The 21,141-nt window shown below is 64.6% G+C and carries 15 protein-coding genes; 11 read left to right on the forward strand and 4 right to left on the reverse strand.

The genetic code is table 11. From position 1 onward, the window contains the following. Positions 1-433: 433 nt before the first annotated feature. From QME84_09555 to argS, 7 genes are all read left to right on the forward strand, one after another. Positions 434-1,510: a trypsin-like peptidase domain-containing protein gene (locus QME84_09555; protein MDI6874508.1), complete on the forward strand. Its 1,077-nt coding sequence runs from the start codon at positions 434-436 to the stop codon at positions 1,508-1,510. A gap of 425 nt (positions 1,511-1,935) precedes the next feature. Next, positions 1,936-2,640, forward strand: a complete 705-nt coding sequence (locus tag QME84_09560; protein ID MDI6874509.1) for a response regulator transcription factor — start codon at positions 1,936-1,938, stop codon at positions 2,638-2,640. Between the two features lie 247 nt (positions 2,641-2,887). Further along, entirely contained in the window at positions 2,888-3,655 is a 768-nt protein-coding gene (locus QME84_09565; GenBank protein ID MDI6874510.1) for a hypothetical protein, read from the forward strand. Positions 3,656-3,784: 129 nt separating this feature from the next. Next, entirely contained in the window at positions 3,785-5,305 is a 1,521-nt protein-coding gene (locus QME84_09570; protein MDI6874511.1) for an ABC transporter permease, read from the forward strand. A gap of 11 nt (positions 5,306-5,316) precedes the next feature. Continuing rightward, positions 5,317-6,024 (forward strand): ABC transporter ATP-binding protein, encoded by a 708-nt coding sequence (locus QME84_09575; protein ID MDI6874512.1) that lies wholly within the window; start codon positions 5,317-5,319, stop codon positions 6,022-6,024. Between the two features lie 596 nt (positions 6,025-6,620). Further along, a complete protein-coding gene (locus QME84_09580) occupies positions 6,621-7,118 on the forward strand; it encodes a hypothetical protein (protein ID MDI6874513.1) in 498 nt (165 codons plus the stop codon). 447 nt (positions 7,119-7,565) lie between these two features. Further along, positions 7,566-9,263: an arginine--tRNA ligase gene (gene argS / locus QME84_09585; protein MDI6874514.1), complete on the forward strand. Its 1,698-nt coding sequence runs from the start codon at positions 7,566-7,568 to the stop codon at positions 9,261-9,263. 12 nt (positions 9,264-9,275) lie between these two features. Here argS and QME84_09590 read toward each other — a convergent pair whose 3' ends face one another. The 3 genes from QME84_09590 to QME84_09600 form a co-directional block, all read right to left on the reverse strand. Continuing rightward, positions 9,276-10,043, reverse strand: coding sequence for an alpha/beta fold hydrolase (locus tag QME84_09590; GenBank protein ID MDI6874515.1), 768 nt, complete (start codon positions 10,041-10,043; stop codon positions 9,276-9,278). Positions 10,044-10,308: 265 nt separating this feature from the next. Next, the gene (locus QME84_09595; GenBank protein MDI6874516.1) at positions 10,309-11,529 is read right to left on the reverse strand and encodes a hypothetical protein; all 1,221 of its coding nucleotides are present in this window, start codon (positions 11,527-11,529) and stop codon (positions 10,309-10,311) included. Positions 11,530-11,659: 130 nt separating this feature from the next. After that, entirely contained in the window at positions 11,660-12,430 is a 771-nt protein-coding gene (locus QME84_09600; protein ID MDI6874517.1) for a hypothetical protein, read from the reverse strand. A gap of 563 nt (positions 12,431-12,993) precedes the next feature. Here QME84_09600 and QME84_09605 point away from each other — a divergent pair. From QME84_09605 to QME84_09615, 3 genes are read left to right on the forward strand one after another with little or no spacing between them, the layout of a single operon-like run. After that, positions 12,994-13,944, forward strand: a complete 951-nt coding sequence (locus tag QME84_09605) for a MoxR family ATPase (GenBank protein ID MDI6874518.1) — start codon at positions 12,994-12,996, stop codon at positions 13,942-13,944. 9 nt (positions 13,945-13,953) lie between these two features. After that, positions 13,954-15,318 (forward strand): DUF58 domain-containing protein, encoded by a 1,365-nt coding sequence (locus tag QME84_09610; GenBank protein MDI6874519.1) that lies wholly within the window; start codon positions 13,954-13,956, stop codon positions 15,316-15,318. Further along, positions 15,264-17,600, forward strand: a complete 2,337-nt coding sequence (locus tag QME84_09615; protein MDI6874520.1) for a DUF3488 and transglutaminase-like domain-containing protein — start codon at positions 15,264-15,266, stop codon at positions 17,598-17,600. The genes QME84_09610 and QME84_09615 overlap by 55 nt, the downstream gene beginning before the upstream one ends. A 186-nt stretch (positions 17,601-17,786) precedes the next feature. Here QME84_09615 and QME84_09620 read toward each other — a convergent pair whose 3' ends face one another. Beyond that, positions 17,787-18,782, reverse strand: coding sequence for an HD domain-containing protein (locus QME84_09620; GenBank protein MDI6874521.1), 996 nt, complete (start codon positions 18,780-18,782; stop codon positions 17,787-17,789). Positions 18,783-19,729: 947 nt separating this feature from the next. Here QME84_09620 and QME84_09625 point away from each other — a divergent pair. After that, positions 19,730-21,124, forward strand: a complete 1,395-nt coding sequence (locus QME84_09625; GenBank protein ID MDI6874522.1) for a C45 family autoproteolytic acyltransferase/hydrolase — start codon at positions 19,730-19,732, stop codon at positions 21,122-21,124. Positions 21,125-21,141: the final 17 nt, after the last annotated feature.

Raw genomic sequence — 21,141 nt, forward strand, 5'->3', positions numbered from 1 at the left:
CGAGGTACCCGAAGGGCTGGGGGCAAGGCGGTGGCGAGTTCGTCCGAGAACAGGCCTCGGGGTCTCAGATGTCCAGGTGCCCGGGAGGGCAGTGAACCGGGCAGCGATGAAGGGACGGGTAAAACGGGAAATATAATGGAGAATGGAGGATAATGGGAGGAAAGAGCCGAGTACGACCCGCATGCGGAAAACGGAAATGCCGCCCCGCTCCGGAAGGAGAAAAATGATGAAATGGTAAGATTATCCAGAACAAGGAGTGATGGAGATGAATGACGAACTGAATGAAAACCGCCATTTCACCATTTCTTCGCCGCAGCCGCCATATACGCCGCCTCCGCCACCTCCGCCGCCTCCGCCGCCGCCCACACCGGGAGGGACCACGCCTGCCTACCCAACCCCGCGCCGCGAGAAAAGCGGGGGAGGGGCGCGAACCGTGCTGCTCTCGGCCGCTGTCTCCCTGGTCGTCGCCCTGGCCGTGATATTCCTCCTGCCCCTCGCCTTCGGCGGCAACCCGGTGGATATACTGCGGGGTAAGGGCGGGGTCACCCAGGTGCAGGAGGTGCGGACGGTCGAGGAACGGGTTGTCAAGGCGGGACAAGAAGCGGTGGTAGAAGTTGCCAATCGTATTCTTCCCTCCGTGGTGAACATCGAGGTCCAGTATGGTATGACCCAGGCTGGAGTGGGGTCGGGCTTCATCTGGCGATCCGACGGCTACATAGTGACCAACAACCACGTGGTGGAGAACGCTACCAAGGTGATAGTTTCCCTGCGTGACGGATCCACCTACGAGGCCAAGATCGTGGGCACCGATCCCGACACCGACCTGGCAGTGATCAAGATAAACGCCTCTGACCTACCGGCAGCTCCGCTAGGGACCTCATCCGACCTGGTGGTGGGGGAGCTGGCGGTGGCCGTGGGCAGCCCGGAGGGCTTCGAGGGCAGCGTCACCTCGGGAATCATCAGCGCTCTCAACCGGAACATCACCATCGGGAACACCACCCTCCTGGACGTCATCCAGACCGACGCGGCCATCAATCCGGGCAACTCGGGTGGCCCTCTGTGCAACAGCGTAGGGCAGGTGATCGGCATAAACACCGCCATCTATTCCCAGACGGCCAGCGGGGGATACGACGGGCTGGGCTTCGCCATCGCCATAGACAACGCCAAGCCCATCATCGAGGAACTCATCTCCAAGGGCTACGTGGTTCACCCCTGGCTGGGCTTCCTGGGAAGCACCCTGGACCCGGACACCGCCCGCATCTACGACCTGCCGGTGGAGAAGGGGGCCATCGTGCGTCGGGTATTGCCCAACACCCCGGCGGAGAAGGCAGGCCTCCGCTCGGGAGACATCATCGTCTCCATTGACGGCGTGGCCGTGGACTCCATGGACGCGGTGATGCTGGAGATCCGCAAACACCGGGTGGGAGATGAGGTGACCATAGAGTATTACCGGGGAAGGGAGAAGAAGTCCGCCACGGCGGTGCTGGAGGAGAAACCGGCTTCTCTATGAGCTCCCCGCTCCGGGCGCCATGGGCCGCGCATGTCCGGGCTGGGTGAAGGGGGAAACGGGCCGCGTATCGAGTCCCCTTCCCAGGGGAAGTGCACCGGGATCCATGCCACGAATCGGGGCACCCATATAACGCCCGGGCATAAGCGGGGCAGTGGGAAAAGGGCGTAAAGCGAAGAAGAGGGTGGGGTCTCAGATCCCACCCCTCCATTCTTAAATAACGCTTCATAAATTCTTAACACTATCCCTTTACCTTGGTGCTGAAAGTCCCGCGGGCGGGACTGCGATCGAGGTCTCGCAGGCGAGCCGTCCCGGGTCAGGCCCGAGGGTGAGTTGCAATACGCATGGTAAAAGTTGGCAGGGAGAAGGCGTGGGATGAAGGTAGGAGGAAGGGAGGCGGGTGCGCCGGGGATGAAGCGAGGTGGGGGATGAGGAAAGAGCTCATCCTGGTGGTGGACGACGATAGGGATATCGCCAACGTCCTCCGGGCTTACCTGGAGAAGGAGGGTTACCCCACCCTCACGGCCTTCGACGGAGAGACCGCCCTCCGCCTGTGGCGCGAAAACCGCCCTTCCCTGGTGGTCCTGGACGTCCGCGTGCCCGGCCTGGGCGGTTACGCCTTCTGCCGGGAGGTCAGGAAATACTCCGACGTGCCCATCATCATGCTCTCCGCCAGTGCGGAAGAGGAGGACCGGGTGCTGGGACTGGAACTGGGAGCGGACGATTACCTGGCCAAGCCCTTCAGTCCCCGCGAACTGGTGGCCCGGATACGGGCCATCCTGAGGAGGTGCGGAGAAGAAGCGGGGCCGGAAGCGGTGCTCTCCGCCGGTCCCCTGCTCGTGGACGGCAAAGCGCGGGGGGTCCTCGTTTTCGGCAAGGAAGTCGCGCTCACCCCCAGGGAATTCGACATCCTGGCCCTCCTCGCCTCGCAACCGGAAAAGGTGTTCACCCGCGAGGAGATACTGGCGGCGGTGGGCGAAGAGGCTTGCGCTGGTCATGGCCGCATCGTGGATTCCCACATCAAGAACCTCAGGAGAAAATTGAGAAATGCGGCGGAGGGGTGGAATTTTATAGACACGGTCCACGGGGTGGGGTACCGGTTCCGGGCCATAAAGACGGAAGCTGCGAGCTGAGGAGCCGGCAAAGGGACACGTATCCCTTCCGGGACACCGCCTGGAACCCGAACAGGACCTGGAAACGCGGCGGATGGATGGATCTTCATCGAGCCGATCCGCACGGACGGACATCCGTGTATTGAAGACCGCCATGGTTTTTTACAAACTTTTCTCCCTTCCTCCACAATTGCTTAACCATTCCTTGCCACCATCTACACGGAGACCGATAAACGGCTTCGTTCTTTGATCGGGAACGGAGGTGAAAATGAAGAAAAGCAAGATATTTATGGTCATCCCGGTGGCCTTGGTGCTGGCGTCCATCCTTCTCGCCGCTTCGTCCTGCGGAAGCGGGGAGGCGAAGGAGTCCACCGCCACGACGACCAAGCTGCCGCCGGGGATGGCGGGCTCGGACAGCACCACCTACGAGGAAATCTCTTCATCCGAGTTGGAAACAGCCGAGGACAACTGGAGCGCGTTCGCCACCACGGGAGAGAACACGGGCGGGAGCTCTTCCAGCGGAACGGGGGAATCCGCCACCGAAGCGGCGAGCGAAAAGACGGTCGCCCTCTCCGGGGTGGAGTTCACGGTGGTGGCGGCCAAGCGCCAGGACAGCAACCGGTTGGTGGCCTCCTCGGGGACGCGGGAGGTGAACGGGGATTTCCTGGAGGTGGAGCTCAGGATCAAGAATGCCGGGGATTACCTTGTCGACCTGTCCCGCTTCTCCTTCCGGCTATGGAACCCCCATATCGACGCCGCCTCCTACGATGACTACTACGGGAACGTCACCACTTACGGAGGGTACGTCTCCACCAACATCATCTCCGCCGCTCTCCTCGACTACTCCACCCTGCAGCAGGTGTCCGTCACCCTGCGGATAGAGGAGGAGATCGGCGATGTGTTCCTGTTCTTCGACCTCAATCCCCTGAGCGTTTCCCGGAACGAAGGCTTCACCAAGGAGGGTTCCAACCTGGTCTTCTACGACACCTGGACCGGGGAGAAGGCGGAGATGAACCTGGCCGGGTTCCCGGATTGACGCGGATCGAGAGGCGGGAGAAATCGGTCCCAGCGGTGGAGGTACGAGTGAAGGCAGGAAGTCAGGGCTCGGGAGAAAGGTGGAACCTTACAGGTTTCCCGGATTGACATGCAGGAGGGCGGTGAGAAAATGCGGTCCATAAAAAGAGGGCTCCGGAGCTTCGTACGCCATCCCCTGGCCAACCTGGTGGTGGTGCTCCTCCTCTTCGTTTGCCTTACCTTCTCCCTTTCCATGCTGGCGGTGAAGATGGCCGCCGATTCCCAGGTGGGGGAGGTCAAGAAGAGCGTTGGTAATTACGCGGAAGTCAGGGTGAGCTCGGAGTACCAGATGCAGGCCTTCCAGGAGCAGCGGGAGCAGGACCCGGCCAAGCGGCAGGCCGAGGCCCGCAAGATGTCCGAGGAGGAGCTCCTGGCCGAGCGCACCGAGCTCATGGTGCCCGAGGCCCTGGTGGATGATTTTTCCAGTCGACCGGAGGTCATAAGCTATGACAAGGTGCTGGAAACCCTCGTCATCCTACCGGACGTGCAATCCACGGAGCTGGCCAGCATGCTCTCCCTGCGCAGCGGCCCGTATTCGGTGGGCGCCTCCTCCTCCGAGGGCAATTCCTTCTTCTTCGAGGGAAACACCGACGGGGCCTCGGCCGCCGACTTCCTGCGCGGGGCCAAGGTCCTGGTGGACGGTTCCTTCTACACCTACCAGGACTACCTGCTGGCCAACCCGGTGGTGCTGGTGGAAAAGACCCTGGCCGAGGAGAACGGTCTCCAGGTGGGAGACACCATTACCGCCAAGGTAACCGGCTCCGAGGGCCGCGGCTCGGAGATGGTGCTCACGGTGAAGGGCATATACGAGACGGTGGAGGTGGAACAGGAGGGCGAGACCCGCGACCCCCTGGCCTTCAACCCCGCGGGCAGCAAGTTCTACGCCCCCCTCTCCGTGGTCCAGGCGCTCAACAACACCCCGGGATACGTGGAGCTCGGCTGCTATTACCTGGACAGCGCGGACAGCTCCGCCGCCATCCAGGAGGCCTTCCAGGAAACAGTAGTTAACGGAACGGAGGGGGGAGACAGGTACGAACTGGCCACCGACTATTCCGATTTCAAGGCCATATCCGATCCCCTGCACAAGGTGGCCCGGACCTCGGTCATTAGCCTGGCCGGGGCCCTCGCCGCCTGCGCCCTCATCATTGTGCTGGCCATGGCCATCATCGTGGGCGGCCGTACCCGAGAACTCGGCGTGCTCAAGGCCATCGGAGCCACCGACCGTCAGGTCCTCCTGCAGTACGCCGCGGAGATCACCTGCATCTGCCTGGTGGCGGTCATCCTGGCCACGGGAGCCTCGGCGGTAGTCTCCCAACGATTGGGTGACTGGCTGTTGCAGGAGGATGCCGTCGCCGCCGAGCAGGCCCTCCAGCCCGGACAGGCACAGGGCACGCCGGCCGCAAGGTTCATGGCTCGCAACCTCTACAAGGAGGGCGGCAGGTTCTCCTTGCTAGGGAGCGAGAGCGCGGAGGTGGAGCTGGAGGTGGTGTACCGGGGTGGCCTTCTCGCCTACGGCATCCTCATACTGCTGGGCATCAGCCTGCTAGGAATGGCGGTCCCCGTGGTCTGGATAAACCGGCTGCGGCCCGCCAGGATGCTGACCATGGAATGAGGTGGTAAATAATGGCAGGAAGGGAGGAAGGGAACATGGCCGACCTTCTGGAGGTGAACGAGGTCAGTAAGGCCTTCCGGGTGAAATCGGGCGAGGTGAGGGCGGTGGACAAGGTGAGCCTGCGGGCGCGCAAGGGGGAGGTGACGGTCATCATAGGGCCGTCAGGATCCGGAAAGACCACCCTCCTCCACCTCATCGGGTCCCTGGAAAGGCCGGACGGAGGCGAGATAATCGTCTTCGGGGAGGACATCTGCCGGCCGGACGCGGACCTCGTCGGCTACCGGAGAAAAAGGGTGGGGTTCGTCTTCCAAATGTTCAACCTCATCCCTTACCTCACCGCACTGGAGAACGTCACCCTCCCCATGGATCTGGACGGGGTTCCAACCGGGGAACAGCGCCGCCGCGCCGAGGATCTGCTGGCCGGGATGGGCATCGAGGGCCGCCTGCTCAGGACAAGGGCCAGCCGCATGAGCGGGGGAGAGAAGCAGCGAGTGGCCATAGCCCGGGCCCTGGCCAACGACCCTGACCTCATCCTGGCCGACGAGCCCACGGGCAACCTGGACTCGACCACCGGTCGGGTGGTGGTGGACATCCTGGCCAGGTTGGCGCGGCGGGACGGAAAGTGCGTGCTCATCGTCACCCACGATGAGGGTATCCTGCGGGCGGCGGACTGGGCCTACCAGATGCGGGACGGAAGACTGAGGGGGATGGAGGTATGAAGCGACACCCGGGAATCGAGGGACTGGCATCCCCAATCGAGTGCCCCAGGCACGACAAGGAAACTTCCTAACGGTTACGAGAGCTGGAAGTCGACCGACCAACGGGGCAAGGCAGCCCCCGGAGCGTGGGGGTCGGGATAGCGCCGATGAGCAAAGGGGGCCACATGGGAACGAACCATAGTGCGGCGAGGTGACCGGCGAAGGAAGAGAAAAGGCCTGTCATTGAAGGCAGGAATTTGGATGTGGATGGGCAAGCGAAACCCAGTCCGTATAAGAAGCGTCGAAAGAACAGGCTAAAAAAGCCGGAAGGAAGGTGAAGGAGCATGAATGCAGGAAACATGAACCAGGAACTCTCCCCGTCGTCCAAGAAGGACGCGGACCTTAAGGCATCCAGAAGCATGGAAAGTAACCCGATGGAGGAGACAGCCTCGGTGTCCGAAGCGACCACGTTGGGAGCGGCGGATGACGTCAAAGTCTCCACGGCAGAAGGACAGCCTGGCCCGAACGCAGCCCCTCCTGCTCCGGAAGGACCGTACAGGATCTCCGGCGGGGGAACTTCCGGCTGGTTCCGGCGTCACAGGGCGCTGGCGGGCATATTGGCCGGCCTGGTGGCGTTGATCCTGCTCGGAGGGATGTTCGCCATCGGGTACGCAGTGGGGAGGCCGGACGAGGAGAAGCCGTCACCCACAGCCCCCGGATGCAACAGGCCCTGGAGGGAAACCCGGCCCTTCGAGCCTGGGCCCCGTCTCAGGGAGAAAATGGAAACCATCCCCGAAAGGGCGGGGATCCTGCGCGAAGCGCGGGACGAGCTCCTCGAGCTGGCCTCCTCCGAGCTGGGCATGGCCACCCGGGAGCTCGAGGACAGGCTGGAAGAAGGGGAGACCATCGCCGACCTGGCGGAGGAGAAGGGAGTGTCCACGGAAAAACTGGTGGATAAGCTGGCCTCGCGGATAAGCGAGATCGCCGACCGCCTGGTCTCGGAGGGAACCCTTACCGAATCCCAGGCGGAGGCCGTGAAATCCCGCGCCGAGGCCATGGCCTCCCTGTTCGTCCACGGGGGCCTGCGCGCCCTCCAAGGGCCCCTGGGGAGGTGAGAAGGAAAACAAAACCAGCGGGGAATCCCGCAGCGGGCGCCTCGTTCAGCGAGACCGATAAGCGCCAAGCACCGGCGAAAAGGCTGCGCTTCTGCGAGCTCTCCCCATGCACCCCCCTGAAGATGCGGCCGTCCCCGGGACGGCCGCATCGCATTACTCTACCGCAACCACCTGCCGAAGATTCTGGTAAATAAACAGCGCACTTCGAAAAAGGACAGGTGGCGCCTATTCCCGTCTTGTTGCTTTTCCCGCGCTAACAAGCCCTTGAGCCCGCTGGCAGCTTCGGGTTTAATATATTTCCACATGCAACGCTCACGGAGATCGAAGATGTATGATACAAGTAATGTCCTGAAGACCCGTGGGGCAAGTTACGCCTTGTTTTTTTCGCTGTCGACCGTCGCATCGTAAGCGGCAAGCGAGCGGCGAAACAGAAGAGGGAGAGCGCGCTTGATCGTCAAGGAACTGCGGGAACTCATCGAGCGGGCCCTGGCGGACGCCGCGCGGGCCGGGGAGATACCTGACCCGGAGGGGCTGGAGTTCGTGCTGGAGCGGCCCCGCCACAAGGCGCACGGTGACTGGGCGAGCAACGTGGCCATGGTCCTGGCCAGCCGGGCGGGGCGCAACCCGCGGGAGATAGCCTCGGCCCTGGTACGCCGCCTGGAGGAAAAGGCCTGTCATCCCGGCGGGGAACGGGAACACCCCATCCTCAGCGCAGTGGAAGTGGCCGGTCCCGGCTTCATCAACTTCACCCTGGACCGGGACCGCGTGCTGCGCGAGCTCATTCGAGTCGCCGGAGAGGGGGAGTCCTACGGGCGCTGGGACCTGGGGGGAGGGCTCCGCGTGCTGGTGGAGTTCGTCTCCGCCAACCCGGTGGGCCCGCTGCACGTGGGGCACGGCCGCTGGGCGGCCCTGGGCGACGCCCTGTGCAACCTCCTGGAGGCGGTCGGTTACGAGGTGGACCGGGAATTCTACCTCAACGACTACGGGACCCAGATGGAAGTCTTCACCGCCTCCGTGGAGGCTCGCTACCTGGAGCTAGCCGGAAGGGAGGTGGAATTCCCGGCCGAGGGGTACCACGGGTCTTACGTGAGGGACATCGCCCGCGTCCTCCTCGAGGAGGACGGCGGTAGGCTGGTGGACGCTCCCCCCGAGGAGAGGCGGGCCGAGCTTGGGGAGAGGGCCTACCGCCTGATGCTCAAAAGAATCAGGGAATCCCTGGATTCCTTCGGGGTGCATTTCGACAACTGGTTCAGCGAGAGGGAACTGCACAGGAGCGGCGCGGTGCTGGAGGAAATCCGGAAGCTCCGGGAGGAGGGCCTGGCCTACGAGAAGGACGGGGCGGTGTGGATGGCCACCTCCCGTTTCGGCGACGACAAGGACCGCGTGCTCCTGCGCAGCAACGGAGCGCCGACCTACTTCGCCGCCGACATCGCCTACCACCTGAACAAGCTGGCCAGGGGCTACCAGCACCTCATCAACATCTGGGGCGCTGACCACCACGGGTACGTGCGCCGCGTGCAGGCCGCCCTGGAGGCCAAGGGTTACCCGGGGGTCCTGGAGGTCATCCTGGGGCAGCTGGTGAACCTGAAGCGGGGGGGAGAGCCGGTGCGCATGTCCAAGCGCACCGGGGAGATGGTCACCTTCGACGAGCTGGTGGAGGAGGTGGGAAAGGACGTGGCCCGCTACCTCTTCCTCACCCGCAGCCAGGATACCGCCCTGGACTTCGACATCCAGCTGGCCGTGCAGGAGAGCATGGAGAACCCTGTCTACTACGTGCAGTACGCCCACGCGCGCATCTGCAGCATCCTCCGCTACGGGCTGGGGAAGGGCGTGGAGATGCGCGAGGAGATACCCGACCTCGCCACCCTGCGGCGGCTGGGCGAGGAGGAGGAGATGGACCTGGCCCTGAAGATATTTGAGTTCGAGGAGCTCATCCGCGACGCCGCCCTGGACCGCGCGCCCCACCGCCTGACCCGCTACCTGGAGGAGCTGGCCGCCGCCTTCCACCTCTTCTACAACCGCCACCGGGTGATCAGCGAGGACGCCAAGCTCACCACAGCCCGCCTCTTCTTGGTCCGCTGCACCCTCCAGGTGCTGCGCAACGGCCTCTCCATCCTGGGGGTCTCCGCCCCGGAAAGCATGTGAGGAAGCATTCGCTCACAGCTTTTCAAGGAGCCAACCGACGGCCTTGTCCATGGCCTCCGCGTGGTGCCTCAGCTTGTGACCTCCCCCGGGGACGATGAAGATCTCCTTCGGTTCCTTCGCCGCCTCGTAGAGAAGATGGGCCTCACTCACGGGCACCGTCTCGTCCTCCGAGCCATGGAGGATGAGCAGCGGAGTCGGGGAGACCAGGGACACCTCCTCCACCGGTCGACAGGCGTGCATCCCCTCGTAATATTCGTCCTCCGAGGAAGGGAAGGCGGAATCCCGGATGATGCCAATGCGCCGGGCGTGGGCGATGAAGTCCCCTATGCCCTCCCGGGTGATGAGGTGGGTGAAGTCCGCCGGGGAGGAGACGGACACCAGGGCCCGCAGCCCGGGACGGCGCGCCGCGCAGACGATGCTCACTGCACCCCCTCCGCTGAAACCCATCAGGGCCACCCGGTCGGGACGGCAGCCAGCGAAGGCGCCCCTTCCCGACCCGGCCTCCTCGAGGACGGTGGCAAGATCTTCCACCCATCCGGGAAGGGAAAAATCGCCGCCCGATTCCCCGGTGCCCCGGAAATTGAAAATGCACGCCGCGATCCCCTTTTCCAGGAAACGCTCCGCCAGCGCCTCGTAGCCGGGATCGCCGGGCACCAGTTCCCCGCTGGGTATGCCGTGGCAGAGGATTACCAGGGGCACCGGTCCCCGCACGTCGGGCAGGAGTACCTTCCCTTTCAGGACCACGCCCGATGACGTGAGCTCGAAATTCCTCACCTCCATCCGTTTCTCTCCCGCTTCTCCCTTCAGGTACATACCGAATACGGCACGTCAACAATGTAAACAAAGCGGCCCGCACTCACAAGTTCGAGCCAGAAAAAACAACCTGTGAGGGGCAATAGGATGGAGGCCTTCTTGAGCTGGAAATGATAAAAGGCCGCGAGTTGCCAATCCCACTGCCCGGAACCGGGCGGTTGGTTGCAGCAAGCGGTTCAGCGAGCGAGACCAATACCGCCGGGCCGGTCCGGAAGGACGACGGCCGTTCCGCTCAAGGGTCGGCGACGAACCGGGCGCGGCGGGAGAAATAGAGGATGAGGGGCATGAGATCTTCGCCCCGCAGCTGGCCCATCCCGCCCATGGCGGTGCTCACCTCGTCGAACTGCCGCACCGCGTCTTTCCTGACTGTGGGGGCATGGAAGAGCACCGGCACCGGGTCCCCGCCGTGAATAACGCGGGGATCGCGGGTGGTGGGGGTGGAATGATCGCAGGTGATGACCGTGAGCACCTCGGTGTCGAAAAGCATTTCCGCGTGGGAGGCCAGGGCACGATCCATGGCCTCGATGACCTCCGCCTTTCCTCGGGGATCCCCCGCATGGGCGGCCTCGTCGGCGTGCTTGGTGTGCACGAAGGCGAACTCCCCGCCCTCCTTGAACCAGTCGTGCGCGGCGCGCAGCTTCACTTCCATATCGGCCTCGGCCTCCCTTTCCCCCCGGTCCACCACCCGCATGCCCAAAAAGATCCCCAGGCCCCGGAAACAGGGAGTGGAGACTATCGCTGCCGCCCGCATTCCGTACCTCTCCTCGAAGGGCAGGGGAGGTAGCGCCCGGGAGGGCCACTTCATTATCAGCCCCGCCTCCCATCCCTCCGGCCCGCCCTCCGCCGCCGCCCTTTCCGCCCTTTCCTTGAAATCGCGCAGGATACGCGCCGTGCGAATGGTATCCTCGTCCCTCCCCCATCCCGGCTTGGGGGCGATCTCGCCCACCGGTAGATGATGCAGAAAGGGATCGGTGGGAAGAAGGTGTGAGGACCCCGTCTCCACCACGGCCAGGAACTCGATACCGCCAAGGTAATGGAGCTCCATCCCCGGTGGAGCCGCGGCCTTCAAGTCCTCCGCCCGCCGGGCGCAGAAGTCCGCCACGCCGGGGACGCCTTCGTCGACAACGTAAACGTCCCCAGCCCGTCGGATCACCGGGACCAGGTTGAACATGAAAAGGGCGTCCCCCTCCCGGCAGGGGATGCCCTCGGAAAGGGCGTGGAAATAAGCGCGTCCCGGGTATTCCTCCGGGCGGTACCCGAACATCCTCCAATGAGCCACCTCGCTGGAGTGGCAAACCCCGGGAGCCAGGGGATACATGAGGGCGCAGCAGCCCTCCCTTGCCAGCCGGTCCATGGTTGGGGTTTTCGCCGCCTGAAACGGCGTCCTGCCCTCGAGCTCCGCGTGGGAGACGTCCGCCAGCCCGTCCAGGACGAGGAAAAGGACCTTCAACATGCCTCTCTCCTTCAAGCGCTTGATCTATCGGGCTCGCTCCCCATAAGGCATGCCGCCCGCTGTTCCAACGCCTTGCAGACCCCGAATCCCCGGGGGGCTGGGCTGTCCCCGGACGTCAGGCCGAACGGTTCTAACCTTCCAATATTTCCCATACCAGGGCCTGGTAATCCGCCTTTCCCCTTTCGAGGATCTCGGAGACTATCCGCACGGTTACCGGCACCAGGTACTCGTCCAGGTAGGCACGTACCCTCTCCCGCTCGACCAGGACCTCGCCATTCTGGTCCTGGTAATTCCCGGAAAGGACGCAGGAGGGCTGGTTCTCCCCCTCCCTCCATCCCCCTACCAGAGAGATCATCTCCTCCTCGTCGTCCACCTCCAGGAGGGGCAGCTCGAACCGGATGCCGAAGCTTTCGACCACCCGTCTGTAGGCGCTCACCGCGTCGTGACCCTGGTTGACCTTCTCCCGCCCGGCGTGCCCCAGCCTCTCCCCGGCCACCAGCTTTCCGATCCCCAGTCGCCTACAGAGAGGTATGCGCAGGGCGTGCAGGTACATGTGGCACCCCAGGCATATATGCCACGGACCGTAGCGCCGGGAAAGGACGGTGTTGACCCTCCCCACGGTGGCCCGCCACCAGGGCGGGGACCCGACGACCACGGGATCCTCCACCACCACGCCTTCCGGCTCGAGCAACCGCCTCATGAGCTGGACGTTCCTGGTCGGGGAATCCAGGTCCCCGAACTCGGTCCCCGTGAAGGCCACGGAGGGAAGGACGCGGCGTATCCTTCCCATGCGGGCCAGGGCCACCGCAGCGCCGACGCTGTCCCTCCCGGCTACCTCCACCACGGCGTCGCAGGCACCCTTTTCCGGCAGGCCCTCCCGGGGAACCACCCGTTCCGTCAACCGAAACACCTCTTGCTCCCCGCCTTTTCCATCGCCCGCATCCCTGGTCTCCGTTCCGCCGCCTTCCATTATTCCCGCCCCGTAACCGAGTTGAAACCATACCTCCGTTGGGTTCTCCGTTGGGCTTGGACGCTGGACCCCTCTTCCCGAAGTCCTACCCGAAAATCACGAGATCGCCGTTGTCCCCGGCGACGGAATGTCCTGCCTGCCTTGGCTCCCTATCCCCATGCCCCTGATCCCTCGACTAAATATCGGGGTATCAAGTTCAACGGGGTGACCGAAAATTGGCAAAATGCCGTAAATGTACTGTCTCGTTTCCGGCATTATGCCGGGAACCACCAATTCTTACATCGCGGGGTTTCGATTCTTGAGCAGCCTGTCAAGACCTGACCCCTGTCGTTGCATCTCAACATGCCGGCTCCTAATCTCGATATTAGGAATTGGGGCCTCCTTCCGGCCGGGGTGCGGCACGGAAGGACGAAGACCTCGGATTGGGAAAGCGGAGAAGCGGTGTGCCTCGCGGGAGAGGCCGACCGGAAACCCTGAGACGGGGAGGAGAATCGATGAACCAGGCGGCGCCGGGCGGGGGAAACGGCCCGGCCAGGGCCCTGGTGGACAACGTGCGCCGGGTGATCCGGGGAAAGGACGAGCAAGTCGCCCTGGCGGTGGTCGCCCTGCTCAGCGGCGGACACCTGCTGGTGGAGGACGTGCCCGGGGTGGGCAAGACCATGCTGGCCCGCTCCCTGGCCCTGTCCATCCACGGCACCTACCGCCGCATCCAGTTCACCCCCGACCTGCTCCCCTCGGACGTCACCGGGACGGTGATTTACAACCAGAAGGCGGCGGACTTCGAGTTCAAGCCGGGGCCCATATTCGCCAACGTCATCCTGGCCGACGAGATAAACCGGGCCACCCCGCGCACCCAGTCCAGCCTCCTGGAGGCCATGGACGAGGGCCAGGTCACAGCCGACGGCACCACCTATCCCCTCCCCCGGCCCTTCTTCGTTATCGCCACCCAGAACCCTGTGGAATACCACGGGACCTACCCCCTGCCCGAGGGCCAGCTGGACCGCTTCTGCATGAGCCTCACCCTCGGCTATCCCTCCACGGAAGTGGAGCGGGAGATAGTCGAGGCCCAGCTCCTCGAGCATCCGGTTAACGCGCTGGGCCCCGTCCTGGAGGCGGAGGACATCCCCGCCCTGCAGAGGAAGGTCCGCGAGGTGACCGTGCACCCGGACGTGCTCTCCTACGCCGTGGAGCTGGTGCGCTCCACCCGGGAGGAGGAGGATTTCCACCTGGGGTCCAGCCCCCGCGGAACCATCTTCCTGGTCCGGACGGCCCAGGCCAGGGCCTTCCTGGAGGGCCGTGACTTCGTGACCCCGGACGACGTCAAAGCCCTGGCCGTTCCGGTGCTCGCCCACCGCGTCATCCCCGCCGCCCGTTCCCGGGTCCTCTCCGAGGCCCGCTCCCTGGTCCAGGGGGTGCTGGAACGAGTCCCGGTGCCTGTCCTTTAGGAGGTGGCCTTGTTCTCCGCGCGTTCCCTGACCGTGGTGGCCCTTTCCCTGGCCATGATCCTGATTGGGATAAATTCCCAGTCAGGGTGGCTCTTCTGGCTGGCGGGGCTGCTCCTCGCCGCCCTCCTGGTCTCCTGGCTGGAATCGCTCTTCCAAGTACGCAACCTTGATGCGGAGCGTTCCCTTCCGCCCCGGGCCGTCGAGGGGGAGGACCTGGAGGTGGAGATCCGGGTACGCAACGGGGGACGCTTCTCCCGTCATCTTCTGGCGGTGGTCGACGCGGACCCCTGCGAGAGCGGGGCGCCGGCGAGGTTTTCCCTGAAGGTGGCCCGGCGGAGCATAAGGGATATATTCCGCGAAGTCCTAGCCGGGGGGAGCGAGGAGGCGGACGGCGACCGGCATCCCGGCGGGACGACGGTCCTCCTCCTTCCCCGCCTGGCCGGCGCCCAGGAGGCCGTCCTCAAATACAGGAGGGGCGGGCTGCGCCGGGGGGTCTACCGCGACTGGCCGCTCTACTTCTACTCCGAGGGCACCCTGGGCCTTTCCCGGCACTCCAGTCGGATAACCCCGGATTCCCGCCTGGAGGTCCATCCCTCCTACGTGGAGCTTACCGCCTTCCCCTTCCTCGACGTCCTGCTCTATCCCTGGCGCGAACCCCTTCCGGTCGCCTCCCGAGGGGAGGGACTGGATTTCTATGGGGTACGCGAGTACCAGCCCGGCGACCCCCTGGGCCGCGTGCACTGGAGGACCACAGCCCGGCGCGGCGATCTGGTGGTCAGGGAGTTCGAGGCCGAGAGGAGCACCCGCCTGTTTATCCTCCTGGACAACCGGGGCGGCGACCTGGGGGGCTGGAAGGCCCGGGATCGCCTGGACCTGCAGGCCCGGGTGGCGGCCAGCGCCGCCGCCTATGCCTGGTCGGTAGGCTGCCCGGTGACCCTGGCCGCCTACCGGGGTTCCACCCCGGTTATCCACGACGCACCGGGCCTGCAGTCCGCCCTCGGGTGGCTGGCGGCACTGGAGGCGGAGGGCGAGCCGGGACCGCGGGAACAGCTGGAGGGGTTGCGCCATAGGATACCCAGGGGCGCGCTCGTATGCCAGATTATGGCAGTAAGCGCACCCGCCGACCTCCCGCGGCCTCCCTCCATGCCACAGGGATCGCGACTGGCCTGGATACTGGTAACGGGTTCGGATGGCAAGAAATGGCAACCCAGTGGAAACGGCGCGGGCTCCCTCGAGGACCTCCTGCGCCGGGGATACGTCGAGCTCCCGCCCACCCTCGAGGGTATTGCCGTATGCATCGAAGGAGATGATCTCGGGAAATGCCTGGAAAATCCCTGCGTAACCTGCGCAGGCTGGCGGCGCCCAGGGATGTAGAGGAATCCCGGGGCCTGCGCCTGGCCGTGTGGGCCTCGGTGTGCGTGTCCATCGTCGCCCTGGCCCTCCAGGAGGTGATCAACCCCTCAGTGGTCCTGGTGTCCCTGCTCCTGATCACCGCGGGGTTCCTCTTCAGCTGGTGGCGCCGCCACCGGCCCAACATCCTCATAAAGCTAGCCATCGCCACCCTGACCCTGGTAGCCCTGGCCTCCTTCCTGCGTCAGTCCTACCTGCAGCCTTACGACACCCGCGTACCCCTGGCCGAGCTCTTCCTGTGGGTGCAGGTTCTGCACAGCTTCGACCTTCCGCGCCGCAGGGACCTGCTTTTCTCCCTGGTCAGCTCCTTCATCCTCCTGGCGCTGGCCGCGTCCTACTCTTTATCCGCCACCTTCGCCTGGATGGTGCTCCTCTGGCTGGCCTGCGCCGCTCCTTCCCTCTACTTCGCACAGAGGTCACGGCTTTCTTCCTTCTCCAGGAACGGCTCCGGCAAATACCCTTCCGGCGCGGCCTTGAAAGGAGTCTCCGCCACCCTCAGCCTGCTCCTGGCGGCGGTGGTGGTCATCGGGCTCCTGGTGGGGGCCTTCATACCCCGTTTCCCGGCCACCTACATCCGGTCCCTGCCCTTCTCGCTGCGCCGCCCCTGGTTCTCCGCCCAGGGTTACTCCGTGCGCAACCCGGGATATCCCCAGCTCCCCCTCCGGCCGCCGGACCGTCCCCTGGAGGTCAACCCGGAGGCCTACTTCGGTTTCGGCCCCTACCTGGACCTGCGCGCGAGAGGAAAGCTGCTGGACCTCCCGGTGATGCGGGTGCGGGCCAGCGAGCCCGCCTACTGGAGGGGGCTGGCCTTCACCACCTACAACGGCTATTCCTGGCTGCTTCCCGAGGAGGAGCCTCCCCGGCTGGGCACATCCCAACAGCCCTTCAACCTGCCCGCACCGGAGAAAGACGTTCACCTGGCCGGAAAGACCATCCTGCAGACCTATTACCTGCAGAACGACCAGCCCAACGTGGTCTTCACCGCCTACCGTCCCAGCCTGCTCTACTATCCTTCCGATTACGTTTACTACGACGAGTCCGGGATCCGGAGTCCCTTTGAGTTGGCGGAGGGCCTGGTGTACAGCGTGATTTCCAACGCCATTGACTTCAGCGACGAGGAGCTCTCCGCCCTGGGCGGATCGGTGATGCAGGGGCACCTGCACCCTTACCTGGAATTCTCCGCTTCGCAGGACGCGTTGCGCGATTACCCCTACCTGGCGGGAAGCGAAAAGCTCGGCTACCTCGAGCTGCCACCTCTTCCGGAAAGGGTCATCCAGCTGGCCCGGGAGATAATCCCCCGCGACGCCGGACCCATGCAACGGGTCAGGGCCATCGAGGATTTCCTGCGGCGGGAGTACGCCTATTCCTTGGACGTCCCGCCCCTTCCCCCCGGCGAGGATGCCGTGGACTACTTCCTGTTCGAGGCACGCCGCGGCTACTGCGAACACTTCGCCACCGCCCACGCCGTGCTGTGCCGCCTGGCGGGCGTGCCCTCCCGCGTGGTCACCGGCTACGCCACCGGGGATTACAACCCGGTGACCGGGCTCTACGAGGTCAGCCTGGACGACGCCCACGCCTGGGTGGAGGTCTACCTGGTGGGAGTGGGCTGGGTGACAAGGGAGCCCACGCCCGGTTTCTCCCTTCCCGAGATCCGCGGCTCATACGGAGTCTTCTGGGTTTTTCGCGACTTTTTCGCCTGGGTGGGCCGCAGCCTTTCCTCCATCCTCCCGCCCTCCCTGCGCTCCGCCCTGAAGCGGGGATTTTCCGCCCTGGGCCAGGGCCTGCAGGCCCTGGCCTCAGGGGTGGCCTATTCCTCGCGGGAGGCCCCCTGGCTTCCCATCCTCTTCGCCCTCCTCCTCCTGGCGGCCCTGGCGGCGCGACGGCGAGGGAGAAGGCAAGGCGCGCCCCTGCCGCTGGCGGCGGGAGAACCGCAGGCGCTGATGGGCATGTTCCTGGAGGATGCGCGCCGGCTGGGATACCCCCGCCCTCCCGGGAGTACCCTCAAGGAATATTTTACCGTTTTGCAGGAGGCGATCCCGGGGCTGGACCTGCGGGAGGAACTCTTCCTCTACGAGAAGGCGCGTTACGGCGGCCGATCCCTGGAGGGCGGGGAATTCGAACGCCTCCGCCAAGGCATCCTCCGCGCCCTGGAAAGGGTACGCGATGCAACACGCACCGCCCCGTCATCCCTCTTCCATCTGGCGGGGTGGCGACGCGCGAACCGGCGACAGGACCCGGGACCCTGAGGTCGGGAGCAAAGAAGGTCAGTGCCGAATGTCTACCGCATCGGGGACGCCCGGACACAAGGACCGGGGCACGGCGCCATGAACCGGGAGAGCGCGGACGGGCCGCTCACCATGAAAAAGCGCGACCAAGACCGATACCCCCACAGGCTTCGAATCCCTTGGCACGAGCCACGCCTTCGAACCCTCTTACTGCGGGACTTCCTCCTCCAGGTCCAGCTCCATCTCCTGGCTCATGGCGCGGGGGATGTACAAGGGACGCTTGAAGAGGTTCTTCATGTCCGTCCAGGGGGATTCGCTCTCCCCCAACCTTTCGACGATCTCCCGGAAGCTGTTCACCTTGGCGTCCAGGTTGTCCACGTGGTGGAGGAGGATGGCCTCCAGGGTCTTGGGCCTTTTGGGCGAACCCCACTCCAGCTCCCCGTGGTGGCTGAGGACGGCGTGGCGCAGGCGCATGGCCAGGTCCTCGGGGAAACCGGGCATGGAGGCTATTTTTTCCCGGATCATCTGGTCGGAGAGGAGGAGGTGCCCCAGGAAGCGCCCGGCGTCGGTGAAGTCGATGGCCCGGTCGTATTCCAGCTCGTGTATCTTGCCTATATCGTGCAAGGTGGCGGCGGTGATGAGCAGGTCGCGGTCCACCTCGGGGTAGAGCTCGCATACCATGCGGCAGATGCGCACCGTGTTGGCGGTGTGCTCGAGGAGCCCTCCCAGGTAGGGGTGATGGTAATTCTTGGCAGCTGGAGCCCGGGTGAAGCGGCGCATGAAATCCGGGTCGTTGAGGAAATTGAGCAGCAGGCTCTTGAGGTGGAAATTCCTGATCTCGTCCGCGGCCTGGCGGAGCTCGCCCTCCAGCTCCGCGCGGTCCGTGTCCACCACCCGCAGGAAATCGGAGACCTCCACCTCTTCCTCGGAGCAGCGGCGCAGGGAATTCACCACCACCTGGACCTGGTCGCGGTACCTCTCCACCCTCCCGCTCACCGCCACGTAATCCCTCTCGGAAAAGGCGTCCCGGTAGCGCAGGGCGTTGTCCCATACCCTCGCTTCCACCTTGCCGCTCTTGTCCGTCAGCTCCAGGGCCAAGTAGGGGGCTCCCGCCTTGGTCTTGCGCAGTTCCTTACGCGTGACCAGGAAAACGCTTTTTACCTCCTCTCCAGGCTCCAGTTCGCTCACCAGCTGCTTGGGCATCTCGTCCTCCCGTACTCCAAGTCATCCAGCCGGCAAACCGCGCTACCGCCGGGCATCACTCTCTACCTGTAATTTCTTTCCCCGGGCCCCATCTCCTTGAGGGAATCCACGAGCGATCCCCGGATTCCTGCTAATCCAACCCTCCGCAGGTCACCTCGAAAAACGCGTCGTCTTCCGAAGGAATCCGTTTCCGGGCCATGCCCCGACCTTCAAAACAATCCCTCCCGGATGGACGTCTTCCGCTCCCCGGGTCCACTTTCATGCCCGGCGCCATCCCCGGATATGCGGGAAAGTCAAGGCAACCTTCCGAGGCCATACCCGGGAGATCGTTCACATCTCACCCTTCATGAACATGTTAAACGGAGGCGATGACAAAACCCGGAAAGGGCACCCTCTTCTTCCAGCCAGGATACCGCGTGGTTCAGAGGCGCTTCAGTTTTAAAGCCGGCAGAGAAACCATCTTGTCATCCCAGCAAAGATCCGTCGTTACCCCTCATGGGATGCCGGTTACCCTTGCAGGATGCCACCCGCCTCCCCCTTGTATTTACCGGAGTCGGATAGGAAAATGATGGCGGAAACGGGATGGATTCCACGATCCTTGGCGTTTAAAAGGCTCGAGCGGGACAGGGGCACAGGCCAAGGAAACGCGCGTCTCCAAGCGGCGCGGCGGGACGGAGGGACGGGGAATTGTAATTCGGCGGTAGTCCCGTTTGTCTCTGGTAGGTCACCGATTTCATCGGAACGTGAAGGAGGATTGAGATATTGCGACCCCACGGCGACCCACGGCACTTCGACCCGCGGAAAGTGGAGATCGAGGGACCGGCCTTGCGCTTACTGGACCTTTTCGGGCTGGCGACGGTAATCCCGGCATACTCGGCGGTTGGGGCTGCGGCGGAGAAAGTCGAGGTTTTTCGACATGGCCTGCGGCCCTCGGAAAGGAGGTGGAGATGCTCTGGACTATAACCTCGAAGGACGAATTCGGATTCGGCTACGCGGCTGGGAAGGAGCGTGAAACCCTCTACCGCACGGCTCTTTCCCAGGCAGCCCGGTGGCTGAGCAGGCGGGGTGCCCATCCCGGCCGCACGAGGGAAAGGGCGCGCCGGCACCTTGAAATCCTTGCCGATCGCTACCCACAGCAGCGGGATAGGCTCGAGGGCCTGGCCCGCGCCATGGGAGCGGAAACCACGGAGGTGACCACGGCGGCGCTGGCCCTGGCCTCCCTGCCCGGAACCGGGTGCACCAACTTCGCCGCCGTCCCGCCGGCCACCGCGGACGGGAAGGTGTACGTCTCCTGGAACTTCGACCTCTCCCCCCTCTTCCGGCTGCTCCTGGGCCGCATGCCCCTGTACGTGAGGGACATCGCGGGAAGCAAGCCCTACGTGTGCATGGGCCTCCCGGTCCTCTTCGGCATCGGGGTGATGAACGGGGACGGCCTGTGCTCCTGCGTAAACTCGGTGGGGTGCACGGACGGCGGCGAGGGCCTGACCTTCTTCGAGCTCAACAACCTGGCCATGGAGACCTGCTCGACGGTGGATGGGGCGGTGGGAGTGTGGAGGGATAACCCCCGCGAGGTGCTGCCCGGCCTGGCCATCGCCATCATCATGAACGCCAACGACATCTTCGCGGACATGAACGGGGACGCGGTGGTCATCGAGCACTCCCACAACCACATGGCCGTGGAGAGGGCCTCCGACCACGGCGGGGTGCTGGCCTCCGCCAACCACCACCAGTTCCTGGACCGCTCCCTCTCCGGCGGGGCCGACCCGGTGAAGGAACCCCTCATCGCCGGCTCCTACGCCCGGCTGGCCCGCATGTGGGAATTGCTGGAAATGTTCCACGGAAAGATTGACCGCTACACGGCGCGCATCATCGCCAGGGACCACGGGCTGAACTACTCCACCCTGGAGGAGTTCGGCCTGCATCCCGATCCCTACGGCGAGCGGGTGGACGATGCCACCATCTGCTGCCACCCCTGGAACTTCTTCCGCCATCTCAGGAAGCTGGAGTTGGTGGACGCGCTGATAGAGATGAACGTCGCCCGCACCCTGAACTCCATCATCATGGATCCCGGGCGCTGCACCATATACATCACGCCGGGAAACCCCTGCCGCCACCAGTACGTGCCGGTGTGGGTGGGGGACGCGCTGCGCATGGAATGGGCGGACCGGGCCCGGGAGGAGATCGACTACCGCCCCGAGAAGAGCCTGCGACAGCGCCGGCGCCGCGTGGACATGTTTCGACGTCCCCGGGCCACCCGGGCCAGCGACCTGGCACGTTCCCTGGCCCTCAGGACCTTTGGGACCCTGGACCGCTGGATGTCCGCGGGACTGGTCAGGGAATGAGCCGGGCACGGGAGGGT

It is taken from the genome of Actinomycetota bacterium (assembly GCA_030019255.1).
Lineage (GTDB): Bacteria > Actinomycetota > Geothermincolia > Geothermincolales > RBG-13-55-18 > Solincola_A.

Coding starts and splice junctions, on each gene's coding strand:
- QME84_09560 (MDI6874509.1), top strand. CDS start 1,936: ATGAGGAAAGAGCTCATCCTGGTGGTGGACGACGATAGGGATATCGCC.
- QME84_09565 (MDI6874510.1), top strand. CDS start 2,888: ATGAAGAAAAGCAAGATATTTATGGTCATCCCGGTGGCCTTGGTGCTG.
- QME84_09570 (MDI6874511.1), top strand. CDS start 3,785: ATGCGGTCCATAAAAAGAGGGCTCCGGAGCTTCGTACGCCATCCCCTG.
- QME84_09575 (MDI6874512.1), top strand. CDS start 5,317: ATGGCAGGAAGGGAGGAAGGGAACATGGCCGACCTTCTGGAGGTGAAC.
- QME84_09590 (MDI6874515.1), bottom strand. CDS start 10,043: ATGGAGGTGAGGAATTTCGAGCTCACGTCATCGGGCGTGGTCCTGAAA.
- QME84_09595 (MDI6874516.1), bottom strand. CDS start 11,529: ATGTTGAAGGTCCTTTTCCTCGTCCTGGACGGGCTGGCGGACGTCTCC.
- QME84_09605 (MDI6874518.1), top strand. CDS start 12,994: ATGAACCAGGCGGCGCCGGGCGGGGGAAACGGCCCGGCCAGGGCCCTG.
- QME84_09615 (MDI6874520.1), top strand. CDS start 15,264: ATGCCTGGAAAATCCCTGCGTAACCTGCGCAGGCTGGCGGCGCCCAGG.
- QME84_09620 (MDI6874521.1), bottom strand. CDS start 18,782: ATGCCCAAGCAGCTGGTGAGCGAACTGGAGCCTGGAGAGGAGGTAAAA.
- QME84_09625 (MDI6874522.1), top strand. CDS start 19,730: ATGCTCTGGACTATAACCTCGAAGGACGAATTCGGATTCGGCTACGCG.